Origin of the sequence: Nostocoides japonicum T1-X7 (assembly GCF_001046855.1) — a bacterium.
Taxonomy (GTDB): Bacteria; Actinomycetota; Actinomycetes; order Actinomycetales; family Dermatophilaceae; genus Nostocoides; species Nostocoides japonicum.
Genome location: NZ_HF570958.1, coordinates 1629624 through 1645760, shown reverse-complemented (window position 1 = coordinate 1645760; position 16137 = coordinate 1629624). Strand labels below are relative to the sequence as shown.

13 protein-coding genes are annotated in these 16137 nt (G+C 72.1%); 12 read left to right on the top strand and 1 reads right to left on the bottom strand.

The features are described from left to right. Positions 1-136: 136 nt before the first annotated feature. Positions 137-1630, bottom strand: a complete 1494-nt coding sequence (locus BN12_RS07375; protein ID WP_048551330.1) for a long-chain-fatty-acid--CoA ligase — start codon at positions 1628-1630, stop codon at positions 137-139. Between the two features lie 135 nt (positions 1631-1765). Here BN12_RS07375 and BN12_RS07370 point away from each other — a divergent pair, with 135 nt between their 5' ends. The 12 genes from BN12_RS07370 (at position 1766) to BN12_RS07315 (ending at position 16133) form a co-directional block, all read left to right on the top strand. After that, entirely contained in the window at positions 1766-2944 is a 1179-nt protein-coding gene (locus BN12_RS07370) for a PucR family transcriptional regulator (RefSeq protein WP_048551329.1), read from the top strand. 105 nt (positions 2945-3049) lie between these two features. Further along, positions 3050-4669 carry an amidohydrolase gene (locus BN12_RS07365; RefSeq protein WP_048551328.1) on the top strand — a complete coding sequence of 540 codons (1620 nt, stop codon included), beginning with the start codon at positions 3050-3052 and terminating at the stop codon, positions 4667-4669. Then, positions 4666-5712 (top strand): ABC transporter permease, encoded by a 1047-nt coding sequence (locus BN12_RS07360; RefSeq protein ID WP_083454956.1) that lies wholly within the window; start codon positions 4666-4668, stop codon positions 5710-5712. Before BN12_RS07365 ends, BN12_RS07360 begins: the two co-directional genes overlap by 4 nt. Continuing rightward, entirely contained in the window at positions 5709-6581 is an 873-nt protein-coding gene (locus tag BN12_RS07355; RefSeq protein WP_053079977.1) for an ABC transporter permease, read from the top strand. The genes BN12_RS07360 and BN12_RS07355 overlap by 4 nt, the downstream gene beginning before the upstream one ends. Continuing rightward, positions 6578-7588 carry an ABC transporter ATP-binding protein gene (locus BN12_RS07350; RefSeq protein ID WP_048551327.1) on the top strand — a complete coding sequence of 337 codons (1011 nt, stop codon included), beginning with the start codon at positions 6578-6580 and terminating at the stop codon, positions 7586-7588. The genes BN12_RS07355 and BN12_RS07350 overlap by 4 nt, the downstream gene beginning before the upstream one ends. After that, positions 7588-8439: an ATP-binding cassette domain-containing protein gene (locus BN12_RS07345; protein WP_048551326.1), complete on the top strand. Its 852-nt coding sequence runs from the start codon at positions 7588-7590 to the stop codon at positions 8437-8439. The genes BN12_RS07350 and BN12_RS07345 overlap by 1 nt, the downstream gene beginning before the upstream one ends. Further along, a complete protein-coding gene (locus BN12_RS07340) occupies positions 8436-10070 on the top strand; it encodes an ABC transporter substrate-binding protein (protein ID WP_048551323.1) in 1635 nt (544 codons plus the stop codon). Before BN12_RS07345 ends, BN12_RS07340 begins: the two co-directional genes overlap by 4 nt. A 61-nt stretch (positions 10071-10131) precedes the next feature. Further along, positions 10132-10884 (top strand): TetR/AcrR family transcriptional regulator, encoded by a 753-nt coding sequence (locus BN12_RS07335; RefSeq protein ID WP_048551320.1) that lies wholly within the window; start codon positions 10132-10134, stop codon positions 10882-10884. Next, a complete protein-coding gene (locus tag BN12_RS07330) occupies positions 10881-11957 on the top strand; it encodes a C45 family autoproteolytic acyltransferase/hydolase (RefSeq protein WP_048551319.1) in 1077 nt (358 codons plus the stop codon). Before BN12_RS07335 ends, BN12_RS07330 begins: the two co-directional genes overlap by 4 nt. Positions 11958-12023: 66 nt before the next feature. Further along, positions 12024-13220, top strand: coding sequence for an ROK family transcriptional regulator (locus BN12_RS07325; RefSeq protein WP_048551317.1), 1197 nt, complete (start codon positions 12024-12026; stop codon positions 13218-13220). A 274-nt stretch (positions 13221-13494) separates the two neighbouring features. Beyond that, entirely contained in the window at positions 13495-14982 is a 1488-nt protein-coding gene (locus tag BN12_RS07320; protein ID WP_048551314.1) for a sugar porter family MFS transporter, read from the top strand. Between the two features lie 131 nt (positions 14983-15113). Beyond that, entirely contained in the window at positions 15114-16133 is a 1020-nt protein-coding gene (locus BN12_RS07315) for a carbohydrate kinase family protein (RefSeq protein WP_048551312.1), read from the top strand. Positions 16134-16137: the final 4 nt, after the last annotated feature.

The window sequence follows — 16137 nt, the reverse complement described above, 5'->3', positions numbered from 1 at the left end:
GACGCCGCCCACCGCCCCGTGGACAGGTCGGGGAGGAACCGGCGCAGCGGGTGGTGCGCGGCCTCGACGAGGAGGGCGTCGAGGGGTGCGGCTGCTTCGGCCAGTCGGCCCTGGTCCTTGGTCGTCGGCATCGGGCTCACTCCTGCTCTGCGGCGGTCGGGGGGACGATCTCGCGTTTGAGGATCTTTCCCGTGGGGCCCTTGGGCAACGTGTCCAGCAACCAGACCAGGCGAGGGTACTTGTACGGCGCGACGCGGAGCTTGACGTATGCCCGCAGCTCCTCGGCGGTGGCAGTGGCGCCGGCGCGGAGCACGACCGCGGCCCCGATCTCCTCGCCGAGGGTGGCGTGGGGGATCCCGACGACGGCCGCCTCGTTGACGTCGGGGTGCTCGTAGAGCACCTCCTCGATCTCCCGCGGGTAGACGTTGAACCCGCCCCTGATGACGAGGTCCTTCTTGCGGTCGACGATGAAGAAGCGGCCCTCCTCGTCGCGGCGCCCCACGTCGCCCGTGCGGAACCAGCCGTCCTCCGAGAGGGCGGCGGCGGTCGCGTCCGGCTTGTTCCAGTAGCCCTTCATGACGTTGTGCCCGCGGATCGCGATCTCTCCGACCGCGCCGACCTCGACCGGCACCCCGTCGTCGTCGACGACGTGCATCTCCACCCCGCTCACCGGCATACCGATCGACCCGGGGGTTCGCGGCGCGTCGGGACGGTTGAAGGACGCCACCGGTGAGGTCTCCGAGAGCCCGTAGCCCTCGAGAAGGGCGCAGCCGAACCGCTCCTCGAACCGGCCCAGCACCTCGACCGGCAGGGCGGCGCCGCCGGAGACGGCGAGCCGCAGGCGGGGCAGCGGAGGGAGGTCCTCCAGGGCGACGAGCGCCGAGTACATCGTGGGCACCCCCGCGAACACCGTCACCCCGTGCCGGGCGAGCAGCTCGACGGTGGCCCGGGCGTCGAACCGCGGGAGGAGGACGACGCTCGCGCCGGCCGCCATCGCGACGTTCAGCGTGCACGTCTGGCCGAAGGAGTGGAACAGCGGCAGCCCGCCGAAGACGACGTCGTCGCCGGTGAGGTGGAGCAGGTCGGACTGGGTCACCTCGACGTTGCGGGTCAGGTTGCCGTGGGTCAGCTCGGCCCCCTTCGGGTGCCCCGTCGTGCCCGAGGTGTAGAGGATGACGGCCGTGTCCGAGGGCGCGCGCTCGACGACCGCGGTGGCGGGCTCGGCACCGGACAGGGAGGCGGCCGTCGTGTGGGGGGCGATCGCGACGACCTCGACGTCGCCCGCGCCGGCCGTCGCCTCCTCCACCGCCCACTCCCAGGCGAACACGAGCCGGGCGCCGGAGTCCGCGACGTAGTAGCCGACCTCCCGGGCCTTGAGCAGCGGGTTCATCGGGACGACGACGCCGCCCGCCCGGAGGATGCCGTAGTAGACGACGGCGAACTGCGGGACGTTGGGGAGCATGACGCCGACGCGGTCCCCGGCGACGAGGCCACGGTCGGCGAGCAGGCCGGCGACTCGGGCACTCGCCTCGTCGAGGTCGGCGTAGCGCACGACGGAGTCGTCCAGTCGGAGCGCGGCACGCTCGGGATGCCGCTCGGCGGTGCGGAGGAGGAGGTCGGCGAGGTTCATGGCGGGCTCTCTCGGGGAGGGGCTGTCTGACCCTTCGAATGTCCCGTGGGCGACCCCTTCGGCGCTTCGGGCCGGGGCACCGAATCCATGCGCCAGTGACTGTGCGCATGCACAATGCCTCGCTACGATCCTTCCGTGGCACCGCCGACGTTCGCCGAGACCGTGCGGGATCTGTGCACAGCGCTGCTCCCGCAGAGCGACGACCTGGCCACGAGGATGGCGGACCGCATCCGGCGGGAAGTGCCGGCATACGTCGACAACCCGCTCGTCGCCGCCGAGGACCTGGAGCGGTCCTGCGCACAGAACCTGCGGGACATCCTCAGCACCGTCGTCGGCCGGCCCGGGCCCAACATCGCCGCGGCCCAGGCGACCGGCGCCCGCCGTGCCGAGCAGGGGGTGTCGTATGCCGTGATGCTCCAGGCGTTCCGGGTGGGCGGACGCTGTGTCTGGGAGATCCTCGTCGAGCAGGCCGACAACTCGACGAGGTCGGACCTCCTCCCCGCCGCCGCCGACATCTGGGGCATCAGCGACGACATCGCGGCCGCCGCGAGCGAGGCCTACCGGGCGGTCGTCCTCGACCGGGCGCGCCGCGACCACGAGACGCGGGCCGTCCTCGTCGGGACGCTCCTCGACGGCGACGTCGCCGCGGCCCGCCAGGACTGGTCGTCCGCCGCCGTCCTCGACCTGCGGGGCACCGAGTTCGTCGTCGTGTCCGCCGAGTGCCACACCCCGGGGGCCGAGGCCCTGCCCGACGCCGAGCGACGGCTCTCCGGCCGGCACGTGCAGTCGGCGTGGCGCCTCACGCCCGACAGCCACGAGGGCCTCGTCGCGCTGCGCGTCGGCTACGGCACCGCGGCCCTGTCGGAGGACCTCCGTGCGATGGCGACGACCCGCGTGGGCCGCAGCAGGCCCTTCGCGACCCTCGACCTGGCCCCGGCGGCGACGCGGCAGGCCCGCCTCGCCCTCGCGGCGGCCACGCCGGGGACGTCGGAGGTCGTCGGCTACGAGGACCGGCCCGTCGCGGTCCTCCTCGCCGGGAGCCCGGACGGTGCCGACACGGTCCTCGAGCTCCTCGAGCCCGTCCTCGACCGGGGGCAGCCCGATGCCACGACGCTCCTGGAGACGGCTCGCGTCTGGCTCGACACCGGCGGGTCCACCTCCGCGGCGGCCGAGCAGCTCCACCTGCACCGCAACACGGTCCGATACCGCCTGGGGCGCCTCGAGGAGCTCACGGGCATCGACATCACCCACCCCGTGCAGGCCGCCACCCTCCATGTCGCCCTCGAGGCCGCCCGGATCCGGGGTCGCGGCTGAGACGTCACCGGCACAATAACTGTCACGCCTATTGACAGTTCACGTGACAAGTGCTTGTATTCACGCCCAACACCTCCTCGGGTCACGGCAGGAGCACCACCGCGCATGTCCACACGCCACCGGACGACGTATGCCAACGCCACCGTCTTCACGGCGGGCGCCCGTCCCTGGGCGCAGGCCCTCGTCGTCGACGACGACGCGATCGCCTACGTCGGCGACCTCGAGACGGCGCGCCGGGTCGCCGGTCCGCATACGGACGAGGTCGATCTCGGCGGCCGTCTCGTCCTGCCCGGGTTCGTCGACGGCCACGCGCACGTCGTCTCGACGGGGGAGGTCCAGGGCTACGCCGACCTCACGGGAGCGCCGGATCTCGCCGGCATCCAGGCGCGCATCCGGACGTGGGCGGCGGAGCACCCGGACGTGCCGCGCGTCCGGGCCCACTCGTGGGTCCACGCGGCGGTCGGCGGGCGCCCCGACCGCCAGATGCTCGACGCCGTTGTCGCGGACCGCCCGGTCTACGCCGAGGCCTACGACTTCCATTCCATCTGGGTCAACTCGGCGGCGCTCGCCGAGCTCGGTATCGACGCATCGACCCCCGACCCGCCCGGGGGCCGCATCGAGCGGGACCCGACGACCGGGGAGCCGACCGGCTTCATCGACGAGACCGCCATGCAGCAGCTCGTCTGGCCCTACCTCAACGACCGGGCCACCGACGCCGACCGCGACGCCCATCTCCGGGTCGCCCTCGACGGGTACCGGCGGGCCGGCATCACGGCCGCCGTCGACATGGGCCTCACCGCGGAGGACCTCGCCGCCATGAGCCGCGCCGAGGAGGCCGGCACCCTCACCGCGCACCTCGTCGGCCACTGGGTCCTCGACGGCGCCGTCCCCCTCGAGGCGAGCCTCGCGGCCGTCGCGGAGGCGGCCCGGCAGGCCCGACGGCATGCCTCCCCCTCGCTCCGCGTGGCGGGCATCAAGATCCTCGTCGACGGCACGGTCGACGGATGCACCGCCGCCCTCAAGCGGCCGTACGCCGACGGCTCCCTCCCCGACGCGATCTGGGACCCGGCGAACCTGTCCGCCGTCGTGACGGCGGCCGACGCGGCGGGTCTGCAGGTCGCGATGCACGCCATCGGCGACGAGGCCGTCCGCATCGCCGTCGACGCCGTCGAGGCGGCGGTCCGCGACAACGGCCCGCGCCGGCGCCGGCACCGCATCGAGCACCTCGAGGTCGTCGACGCGGCCGACATCGCCCGGCTCGCGGCGCTGGGCATCACCGCGAGCATGCAGCCGGTCCATGCCGACCCGGCCATCCAGGAGAACTGGCGGGCCATGCTCGGCGACGACCGCGTCGACCGGGGCTTCCCGTGGCCGGAGCTGACCGGTGCCGGGGCCGCCCTGGCCTTCGGCACCGACTCGCCGACCGCTCCCTACCCGCCGCTGCGCAACCTGTTCATCGCCGCGACCCGGCGCTCCGCCTTCGACCCGAGCCTCCCCCCGAACCTCGAGCGGTACGCCCTGCCACTCACCGAGGCGGTGACCCACGCGACGCGGGACGCCGCCTGGGCCTGCGGGGCCGAGGAGCAGTTCGGGCAGCTGGCCGCCGGGCTCGCCGCGGACTTCGTCGTCCTCGACCGCGACGTCTTCAGCGCGCCTCCCGAGGAGCTGCTCGAGGCCGCGGTGGTCCGGACCGTCGTCGGCGGGCGAACGGTGTGGTCGGCATGACGGCCCAGGCCGGCGGAGCACCCACCGCATCCGGGGCACCTGGCACACCCACGACGCCCGCTGCCCCGACGCGTCGCCGCGGCAGCGGGCTCGCGATCGCCCGCTTCGCCGTCGCCCGCGTCGTCGGGCTCGTCGCCACCCTCTTCGTCGCGAGCATCGTCATCTTCGGCGCCCTCTTCCTCGCCCCCGGGTCGCCGATCACCTTCCTCACCCACGGCCGGTCGATGTCGCCCGAGGCCGTCAAGGCGCTCGAGCACGAGTACCACCTCGACGAGTCGGTCCCGGCGCAGTACTGGCACTGGCTCACGGGCGTCCTCCACGGGGACTTCGGCACCTCGATCCTCTACCACGACAGCGTCGGGTCCCTCATCGCGTCCCGGGTGGTCAACACCGTGGCCCTCGTCCTCTTCTCGGCGGTCCTCATCATCGTCCTCGGGCTCAGCATCGGGATCTACGCCGGACTCCGACCGGGCCGCCTCGCGGGCACCCTGATGGGCACCTCGACCGCCCTGATGGCCGTCCCGGCCTTCGTCGCCGCGGTGGTCCTCACCCTCGTCTTCGCCGTCGACCTCGGGTGGTTCCCCGTCTTCGGATCGGGGTCCGGCCTCCTCGACCGCATCCACCACCTCGTCCTGCCCTCGGTGGCGCTCGCCCTCGCGTCCGTCGCCTTCGTCGGCAGGCTCACCAACGCCGCCGTCCGCGAGGAGCTCGCCGCCGACCACGTCCAGACGGCGATCAGCCGCGGGCTGCCGTACCGGTTCGTCGTCCGGCGCCACGTCATCCGCAACGCGGCGGTCCCCATGCTCACCGTCGCCGGGCTGACCGTCGCCGGACTCATCGCCGGCAGCGTCGTCGTCGAGCAGGTCTTCCAGCTCAACGGCCTCGGCAGCTTCCTCGTGACGGCGGTGCAGCAGAAGGACTTCCCGGTCGTCCAGGCCATCTGCCTCATCTACGTGACGAGCTTCGTCGTCCTCAACACCCTGATCGACCTCCTCTACTCGTTCCTCGATCCCCGGATCGCCGTCGGAAGGGGCCCGTCATGACCACGCTGACCGCCGGGGAGGTGGAGGTCACCCCGCCCCGACGGCGGACCTGGGGCTGGACGCGCGGCCTCGGCGTCTCGGGATGGCTCTCGATCGGCGTCCTCGTCCTCGTCCTGCTCCTCGCCGTCGTCGGACCCCTGCTCGCCTCGCAGGACCCCAACGAGGGCAACCTCGCCCAGGGCTTCGGCGCGCCGAGCGTCGAGCACTGGCTCGGCCAGGACGCGAACGGCCGCGACCTGCTGACCCGCCTGGTCGTCGGAGCGCGGACCGCTGTCATCGGACCGCTCCTCGTCGTCGTCGCCTCGACGATCCTCGGCACCGTCCTCGCCCTCGCCGCCGCGTGGTTCGGCGGGTGGTTCGACACCGCCGTGGCCCGCGTCGTCGACGCCGTCTTCGCCTTCCCCGGGCTGCTCCTCGCGATCCTCGCGACGGCCCTCTTCGGCGCCGGGCTGCCCGCGGCGGTCGCCGCCCTGTCCATCGCGTACACGCCGTACATGGCGCGGATCGCCCGCAGCGCGGCCCTCCGCGAGAGAGGTATGCCGTACATCGCGGCCCTGCGCGTCCAGGGCATCCACGGCCTGTCGATCTGCGTCCGGCACATCCTGCCCAACATCCGCACGCTCGTCCTCGCCAACGCGACGATCTCCTTCGGGTTCGCCCTCATCGACCTCGCGGGCCTGTCGTTCATCGGGCTCGGCGTCCAGCCGCCGACGGCCGACTGGGGCGCCATGGTCGGGGAGGGACTGGCCGGCATCCTCCAGCGGTACCCCCAGGAGTCGTTCTACGCCGGCGCCCTCATCGTCGCGACCGTCGCCGCGGCCAACGTCCTCGGCGACCGGCTGACGACCCGCTCGGAGGGCCGGTCATGACGACGCCGCTCCTGCAGGTCGAGGCGCTCAACATCGCGCTTCCCGTCGACGGGGAGCTGCGGACCGTGCTCCACGACGTCTCGTTCTCGCTCGAGCCGGGCCGGACCGTCGGCCTCGTCGGCGAGTCGGGGTCGGGCAAGTCGATGACCGCGCGGGCCGTCGCCCGGCTGCTGCCGCCGGGGGCCCGCGTCCGGGGCCGGCTCGAGTTCGACGGCGCCTCGATCGTCGACCTGCGGGGGGAGGCGCTGCGGCGCTACCGCGCCGGCGACGTGTCGATGATCTTCCAGGACCCCCGGTCGGCCATCAACCCCGTGCGCCGGATCGGCGACTTCCTCACCGAGGCGCTGCGGATCAACGGCGGCATGTCGTCGCGGGCCGCCGGTGCCCGGGCCGTCGAGCTGCTCGCGGAGGTCGGGATCGCCGACGGCGCGCGCCGGCTGCGGCAGTACCCCCACGAGCTGTCCGGCGGTCTCCTCCAACGCGTCATGATCGCCGCGACCCTCGCCGTGCGGCCGCGGCTCATCCTCGCGGACGAGCCGACGACCGCGCTCGACGTCTCGACCCAGGCGGAGGTCATGGCCATCCTCGGGCGCCTGCGGGCCGAGTACGGCATGGCGATGCTCTTCATCACCCACGATCTCGATCTCGCCGCCGCCGTGTGCGACGAGACGATCGTCATGTATGCCGGTTCCGTCGTCGAGCAGCACCGCGGCGCCTCCCTCCACGAGGACCCGCTCCATCCGTACACCGCCGCGCTGGCCCAGGCCCGCCCGGACATCGACCGGGCGACCCGGCGGCTGCCGGCCATCCCCGGATACCCGACGACGGCATACGAGGTGCCGCCCGGCTGCGCCTTCGCGCCCCGGTGCCCGCACGCCGTCGCGGCCTGTACGACGCAGGAGCCGCAGCTCGTGCCCATCGGGGACGGCCACAGCCGCTGCATCCGGGCCGAGGAGCTCCGCGGCCGGATGCTCACCGGCCCGTCGACGACCGAGGGGGTCGCGTGATGACCACCACGGGCGAGGTCATCCTGCGCGTCGAGGGCCTCAGCAAGTCCTTCCCCGGCCGGGGTCGGGGGCACGACGTCCTCGCGGTCGACGGTGTCGAGTTCGAGCTGGCGGCGGGCGGATCGCTCGGGATCGTCGGCGAGTCCGGCTCCGGCAAGACGACGACGGCCCGGATGCTCATCGGCCTCGAGCGGCCCACGACGGGCCGGATCCTCATCGAGGGGGTCGACCACACGACGCCGGCCCGGACGGCGCGCCAGTGGCGCGAGCGGGGACGCCGCATCCAGATCGTCTTCCAGGATCCGTACACCTCCCTCGACCGCCACCAGACGATCGGGTCGTGCCTGTCCGAGGCCGTCTCGGTCCACGTGCGCGGCCGGGCGGGGGAGGTGAGCGACCGGGTCGAGGAGCTCGCCGCCCTCGTCGGCCTCGACGACCGCCAGCTGCGCGCTGTGCCCCGGGCCCTCTCCGGCGGCCAGCGGCAGCGGGTCGCCATCGCCCGGGCGCTCGCCGCCGAGCCCCGGATCCTCATCCTCGACGAGGCCGTGTCGGCGCTCGACGTGTCGATCCAGGCCCAGATCCTCAACCTGCTCGCCGACATTCGCGAGCGGACCGGGATCAGCTACCTGTTCATCAGCCACGACCTCGCCGTGATCCGCCAGATCACCGACGACACCCTCGTCATGCGGCACGGCCGCGTCGTCGAGCACGGACCGACGCCACGGGTCCTCGACGAGCCGCAGCACGCGTACACGAGGCTGCTGCGCAGCAGCGTCCCGCGCCCGGGGTGGACGCCCGAGAGCGCCCTCGCCGCCCTGTCCGGTGCCGATCCGACGGAGGACGACGCATGAGATCCACGAGAGCCCTCTGCACCCTGGTCGCCGGCGGCGTCGCGATGCTGCTCGCCGCCTGCAGCATGGGGACCCACGGCTCGCAGGCCGGGCTCGACGCGGGGGCACTGCGGATCACGACGACCCCCGCGACCTCCTTCGTCGACAAGGTCACCTGGAACGTCTTCGAGGGCGAGCCGCAGACCGTCGACCCCTACCACTCGGCGGACTACACGCCGAACATGATCAACTCGAACATGTGCGAGAACCTCCTCGCGCAGACCCCCGACTTCGGCATCAAGCCCAACCTCGCGACGGCATACCACAACCCGGACCCCCTGCACTGGGTCTACGACCTGCGCGACGACGTGACGTTCTGGGACGGCAGCCCGATGACGGCGGAGGACGTCGCCTTCAGCCTCCGCGAGAACCTCACCGACAAGACGTCGTTCTACAACTACCTCTACCTCAACGTGAAGTCCGTCGACGTCACCGGACCCCACCAGGTCACCGTCACGCTCCGCAGCCCGGACTACCTGTTCAACAGCGAGCTGGCCGACTACGCCGGCGTCGTCGTCGAGAAGAAGTTCTTCCTCGAGCACGCGAAGAGCTTCGGCTCCCCGAGCACCGGGGTGATGTGCACCGGCCCCTTCGAGTTCGAGAAGTGGGCGCAGGGACAGTCGATCACCCTCGTGCGCAACCCGCACTACTGGAACGCGAGCCTGAGGCCCAAGGTCGGCACGCTCGTCTTCACCTTCCTCACCGACAACTCGGCGATCACCGCAGGCCTGCTCAGCGGGGAGATCGACGGCACCTACGGCGTCCCGACGTCCGGGTACACCCAGCTGCGGAACAGCCCGGTGGGAACGCTCACGGTCGGGCCGGCGCCGTTGAACATCACCATCGTGTATGCCAACCCCAAGGGCCCGATGAGCAACCTCCAGCTCCGCAGGGCCCTCCAGCTGGCCATCGACTGGAAGGGCGTGGGGAACCGGATCTACGCGGGCCTGGCGTCACCCCTGACGATGCAGACTCCGCCCGCGGCCTACGGTTTCGCGGCCAAGCAGCTCGACGCCCTCGCGGCGTCCCTCCCGGCGCCGAGGTCCGCCGACTATGCGGCGGCGCGCAAGATCGTCCAGAGCGTGCCGGCGGACGTCCGGTCGCGGCCCATCACCATGGTCGTGCCCGACACCTCCGACACCCAGCAGCTCGGGCTCGCCGTCAAGGACGCGGCGGGCCGGATCGGCCTGGACTTCCGGCTCAAGGTCGTGCCGACGACCGGCTACTCCAACTACCTCTACGACCCTCAGACCCGGGCCGGCGTCGACATCCTCTACACCCAGTTCTGGCCGAACGTCGCCGATCCCATGGACTGGCTGGGCATCACCGCCGTGACCGGCGGGACGTTCAACCAGTACGGCTACGACGGCATCGACGCGGTCTACGCCAAGGCCGTCGGCACGAAGGACCCGGCGGTCCGCGCCCGGCTCGTCGCGCAGATGGAGCGGACGCTCCACGAGCAGCTGCTCCCCATGGTGCCCGGCGTCGGTCTCGTCAACACGGTGTGGATGAACAAGCGGATCACCGGTGCCCCGGCCTCCTTCGACTACGTGTACTACCCGTGGGCGGCCCACCTCGGTGGGGCGAAGTGACCCTCGCGCCGGACCGGGCGATTCCCGCCGGCGCCGCGGCATACGTCATAGTGGCCGTGACATGAGCACCCCGACGACACCTTCGACCGACGTTGCCGAGCCGCGCCGGCGGCGCAAACCCGGCACCAAACCGCGACTGAGCCGGCAGGGCATCATCGAGGCGGCGTTCGCCGTGTCGGAGCGCGACGGCGCGCAGGCCCTCACCTTCCAGGCGATCGGCGCGCAGCTCGGTGCGCACCCGACGGCCATCTACCGGTACTTCCGCGACAAGGACGAACTCCTCCTCGCACTCCTCGACGCCATCCACGCGGAGGCCCTCGCCGGCGCGCCGGAGCCCACCGACGACTGGGCCGCGGACCTCGCCGAGCTCGGCCGGCGCACCTATGCGGCGTTCCTGCGCCACCCGCAGGTGGCGCAGTTCGCGGGCGCCCGGACCGCCCGCCGCGAGAACGAGTTCCGCAAGGTCGACCGGGTCGTGGGATGCATGCGGACGGCCGGCTTCGAGGATGCGGACGCGGCGCGCTACTACCGCGTGTTCAGCGACCTCATCCTCGCCCACGCCGCCCTCGACGCCTCGTTGGCCGCCCTCGACCCGGCGACGCGCGCGGCGGACCTGCGGTCGTGGGACGTCGAGTACCGGACCCTGCCGGCCGACCTGTTCCCCGACCTCGCCGCGGTCGCCGACCACCTCCCGCGCGTCGACGACCCCGGCAACTTCGAGCTCGCCATGGAGCTCATGCTCGACGCGCTGCGGATGCGGGCCGCCGCCGCGCGGTCCCGGCGACGGCCCGACGACGGGAGGAAGCGGACATGACGATCCACGTCGAGAGCTCGACGTCGTCCTCGCCGTATCGCCGGGGCCAGGCGCTCGGGACCGCCCGGCGCATCGAGATCGCCGACACGTGGGAGCGCTACGAGCGGCTGTTCACGGCGTATGCCGTGCCCGGCCCGGTCGTCCGGGACGTGGCGGACCACGTCCTGGAGAACGTCACGGGCTGGGCGCCCGACCTCGCCGAGGAGCTCGTCGGCGTGGCGGCCGGGTCGGCCCTCGAACCGTGGCAGGTGACGGCGCTCAACGCGCGGTCGGAGATCCTCGCGCGGTCGCCGAGGACCCCGCCGGGGGAGTGCTCCACGATCGTGCGGCTCCCACCGGTGGGCCCGCCGCAGACCCTCCAGACGTGGGACTGGCAGGACGCGATGGCGGGCAACCTCGTCGTCTGGACGCTCGAGCCGCGACCCGGTCGGACGGTCAAGACCCTCACCGAGCCGGGGATCCTCGGGAAGATCGGCGTGACCGACGACGGCATCGGTCTGCACTTCAACCTGCTGCAGCACGACCGTGACGGGGGAGCCGTCGGCGTCCCGGTCCACCTGCTGGCCCGCCGGGTGCTCGACGAGGCGAGTGGCCTCGACGAGGCGGAGCAGATCGCCCGCTCGGCCACCGTGTCCGCCTCGGTCGCGCTCACCGTCGTCGCCTACGACGGCGCCCACTCGAGCGGGTGCGTCCTCGAGGTGTCCCCGGCCGGTGTCGCGCGGCTCGAGCCGGGCCCGGGTCGAACCCTGTTGCATACCAACCACTTCCTCGACCCGGTACTCGCAGCGGGTGAGCGCCTCGCCGGCGAGGATCCCGACACGGTGGCCCGGCTGTCCGCCCTCGCACAGCGCGTCGAGGGCTTCGACGGACCCTCGGTCCAGCGGCGCGTCGCGGTCCTGGACCATCACCGTGAGGACGGGGCCGCTCTCTGCTGCCATCCCTACGGGGACGATCCCCTCGAGGGACGGTGGCAGACGCTCGCCGTCGTCGGCCTCGACCTCGCCGCCGGGCAGCTCGCCGTCCATGAGGGATACGCCTGCGAAGCGGTGGAAGAGTCGTGGTCCACGGTGTGATACCGGCGCCGCGGGCCTACGCTGGACCCCGATGTCCGTCCGTCGTCCCGTCAGGGGGTGAGCCGTATGCCAGGTAGGCGCCTCGGATCCATCGGGCCCGGCTCCCCGACCGCCCTCCGCGCGGCGAACGAGTCGCGCATCCTCGGGCTCCTCGCGACCGGCTCGCGCAGCCAGGCGGAGGTGGCCCGGGAGGTGGGACTCGCCCCGTCGACGGTGTCCAACATCGTGCGCGACCTCGTCACCCGCGGCGTCGTGTCGGTCACCCAGGAGTCCGGCCGCGGCCGCGTGCTGGCCCTCAGCGGCCGGGGCACGCTGTCGGTGGGCGTCGACGTCGGGCACCGGCACATCGCCGTGGCCTCGGTGACGACGACGGGCGAGGTCGTCGCGGAGGAGCGGGTCGACATCGGTCTCCGGGTGACCGCCGCCGAGGCGACCGAGATCATCGCCGAGCTCTTCGCCTCGGTGCTCGACGCGAGCGACCTGGGGGCGGAGGACCTGACGGGCGTGGGCCTCGGGGTCCCGACCCCCATCGAGATGTCGACGCGCCGGGTGGCCGCCCCCTCCATCCTGCCCGGGTGGGTCGGCGTCGACATCGCCGACCTCGTGTCGTCGAGGCTCGGCCACGCCGTCGTCGTGGAGAACGACGCCAACCTCGGAGCCCTGGCCGAGCGGGTGTGGGGGGCGGGCCGCGGCTGCGAGTCGCTGGCCTACCTCAAGCTGTCCGAAGGCGTCGGCGCCGGCCTCATCCTCGAGGGTCGCCTCTACCGCGGGCGACACGGGATCGCGGGCGAGATCGGGCACACGACGATGGACGAGTTCGGCCGGGTCTGCCGCTGCGGCAACCGCGGCTGCCTCGAGACGCTCGTCGCGGCGCGGACGGTCGTCGACCTCCTCGAACCGGTCCGCGGGCCAGGGCTGACGATCGCCCGGATCGTCGCGCTCGCGGACGAGGGGGACGTCGCCTGCGCACGCGTCCTCGCCGACACCGGGCGACTCATCGGGGTCGCGCTGGCCAACCTGTGCAACGTGTTCAACCCCGAGCTCGTCCTCCTCGGCGGGGAGCTGTCGCAGGCCGCCCGCTTCCTCCTGCCGCCGATGCGCGAGGTCGTGCGCCGCCAGGGCATCCCGGTGGCCACCGAGTCGCTGCGGATCGAGGCGGGCGCCCTCGGCGCGCAGACCCACGTCCTCGGCGCCGCGTGGCTCGGGGCGCAGCATCATGGCATCCTCGACCTCGGGGCACGCTCGGTCGCTGGACACCGGTAGGACATCTAGTCCCTGATCGCTGTTCACCTCTTGTATTTCTCGGCGTCCCGCGCTTTACTAATCGCTGTCGAGACCGTCACCGGGACATCGGCGCCGCAAGATCGAGAATGCCAATACGGACAACGAAGTCGGCCGGCCACTGCGCGGGTCACTCCATCTGACCGCCGTGGCCCAAGCCGCCGTGGCCTGAATGCCTTGACGTTCATCAGATGAACGCCTCGGCTCGGCGTGTCCCGTGGATTGATTCAGCGCGGGCCCTCGCAGAAGGGTTCCTATGAGCGAGCACGCAGCGTTCAGCAACGAAGAGTCATACCTCGCCGACGACGACACATCGTCCGGCAAGAGCGTCATCCGCATCGCCTCGGTCGCTGCCCTCGGTGGCCTCCTGTTCGGCTACGACAGCGCCGTCATCAACGGTGCGGTCTCCGCCATCCAGGACCAGTTCAACATCAGTGCCGGACCGCTCGGCTTCGCCGTCGCGTCGGTGCTCATCGGTGCCGCCGTCGGCGCCATGGGCTCCGGGCGGGTCGCCGACCACGTCGGGCGGCTCATGGTCATGAAGATCGCCGCGGTCCTCTTCTTCATCAGCGCCATCGGAGCCGGGCTGAGCCCCAACATCTGGGTCTTCGTCCTCCTACGCGTCGTCGGCGGCCTCGGCATCGGCGCGGCCTCCGTCATCGCGCCGGCATACATCGCCGAGATCGCCCCGCCCCGGATCCGGGGCCGGCTGGGATCGATGCAGCAGCTGGCCATCGTCACCGGCATCTTCCTCTCCCTCCTCGTCGACTTCCTCCTCGCCAAGGCGGCGGGAGGCTCCGACCACATGCTGTGGCTCGGGATGGAGGCGTGGCGCTGGATGTTCATCGTCATGGTCGTCCCGGCCGGCGCCTACGGCCTGCTCGCCCTCACCATCCCGGAGTCGCCCCGGTATCTCGTGGCGAGGCACCGGATCCCGGAGGCCCGCAAGGTCCTCACCGCCCTCATGGGCGAGAAGAACCTCGAGATCACCATCAGCAGCATCCAGCGGACCCTGGACCGGGAGAAGCCGCCGTCGTGGCGGGACCTGAAGGGACCGAGCGGTTTGCTGCCGATCGTCTGGGTGGGCCTCTTCCTGTCGATCTTCCAGCAGTTCGTCGGGATCAACGTCATCTTCTACTACTCCAACGTCCTGTGGGAGGCCGTCGGGTTCTCGGAGAACGACTCGTTCATCATCACCGTCATCACCTCGGTCGTGAACATCCTCACGACCCTCATCGCGATCGCCACGGTGGACCGGGTCGGGCGCAAGCCGCTGCTGCTCATCGGCTCCGCCGCCATGACCGTCGCGCTCGGTGTCATGGCGGTCATCTTCGGCACCGCGACGGTCGGCGCCGACGGCACGCCACAGCTGAACGGCGCCGCGGGCCCCATCGCGCTGATCGCCGCGAACGTCTTCGTCATCGGGTTCGGGATGTCCTGGGGCCCGGTCGTGTGGGTCCTCCTCGGGGAGATGTTCCCGAACCGCATCCGGGCCGCGGCCCTCTCGCTGGCCGCCGCCGGGCAGTGGGTGGCGAACTGGCTGATCACCGTGACCTTCCCGAGCCTGAAGGACCTCTCGCTCGGCGTCGCCTACGGCTTCTACGGCGTGTGCGCACTCCTGTCGTTGCTGTTCGTCGCCCGGTTCGTCCGGGAGACCAAGGGCCGCACGCTGGAGGACATGGACACCACCATCACGGCGGCGACACCCGACGCGACCCCCGAGGCGACCCCCGGCACCGCCTGAGGCGCCCCCTGCGCCGGCGCGTGCCGGGTTGTCGTGGCCCCGAGACCCCCGGGGCGACGGGGACCCCGCACGCGCCGGCACCCCGCAGACCCGATCCCACCCGCCCGTCCCGTCGTCCGGAAGGTTCACCCATGTCGACGCCCACCCAGCAGCCCGCGAAGCCACACCGGATCGCCGTCCTCGGCCCGATCCCGAGGGACCGCATCATCACCTACCGCAGCGACGTCCTCGAGAAGTACGGCTGCGCGCTGTACACGGCCATCGCGCTCGCCGCCCTCATCGGCGACGAGGGCGTCGTCCTGCCGATCGTCAACGTCGCCGAAGACGACCACGACGCGATCGTCGAGCTGTTGAAGACCCACGACAACATCGACGTGACCGGCGTCCGGGCGGTCCACGACCGCGGCGACGTCGTCGAGCTGCGCTACATCGACCAGAACAACCGGATCGAGCGGCAGAAGGCCTTCATGGCGCCCATCACCCCGGCGGACGTCGAGTTCGCCCTCGACGCGGACGCGTTCGTCTGTGTGCCGATCACCGACTACGAGGTGAGCCAGTCGACGCTCGAGTACATCCGCGCCAACAGCACCGGCGTCATCCTGCTCGACGGGCATGGGCCGACGAGCACCCTCGTCCGCGGCGGGGAGCGGGCCCACCGGCTGTGGGTCGACATGGGTGCCTGGCTCCCCTCGATCGACATCCTCAAGATGAACCTCGAGGAGGCCGGCTGCAGCTGGCTGCCGGCCCTCGAGGAGGACCGCGAGCCGGGCGACCCGATCCCGCTCAGTCAGCTGCACGACTTCGCGGCATACGTCCTCCGCAAGGGTGTCAAGGCGCTGTGCGTCACCCTCGACGAGAGCGGCTGCGTCGCCTTCACCCTCGACGGCGCCGGCGAGATCGTCGAGACGACGGTCCCGAGGGTCCCCATCACCACGGTCGTCGACACGACGGGGTGCGGGGACTCCTTCGCCGCGGGAATGGCCTTCGGCTACCTGCTCGACCGGGACATCGTGACCGCGTGCCGGTACGGCAACGCCATGGGCGCCCAGCGGGCGTCCGCGACGGTGCTCGACGCCTACCTCCCGTTCGAGGAGACGAGCGCGCAGATCGAGAAGGCGTATGCCGGGGCGGTCGCCGGGGGGCGTGACTGACGCC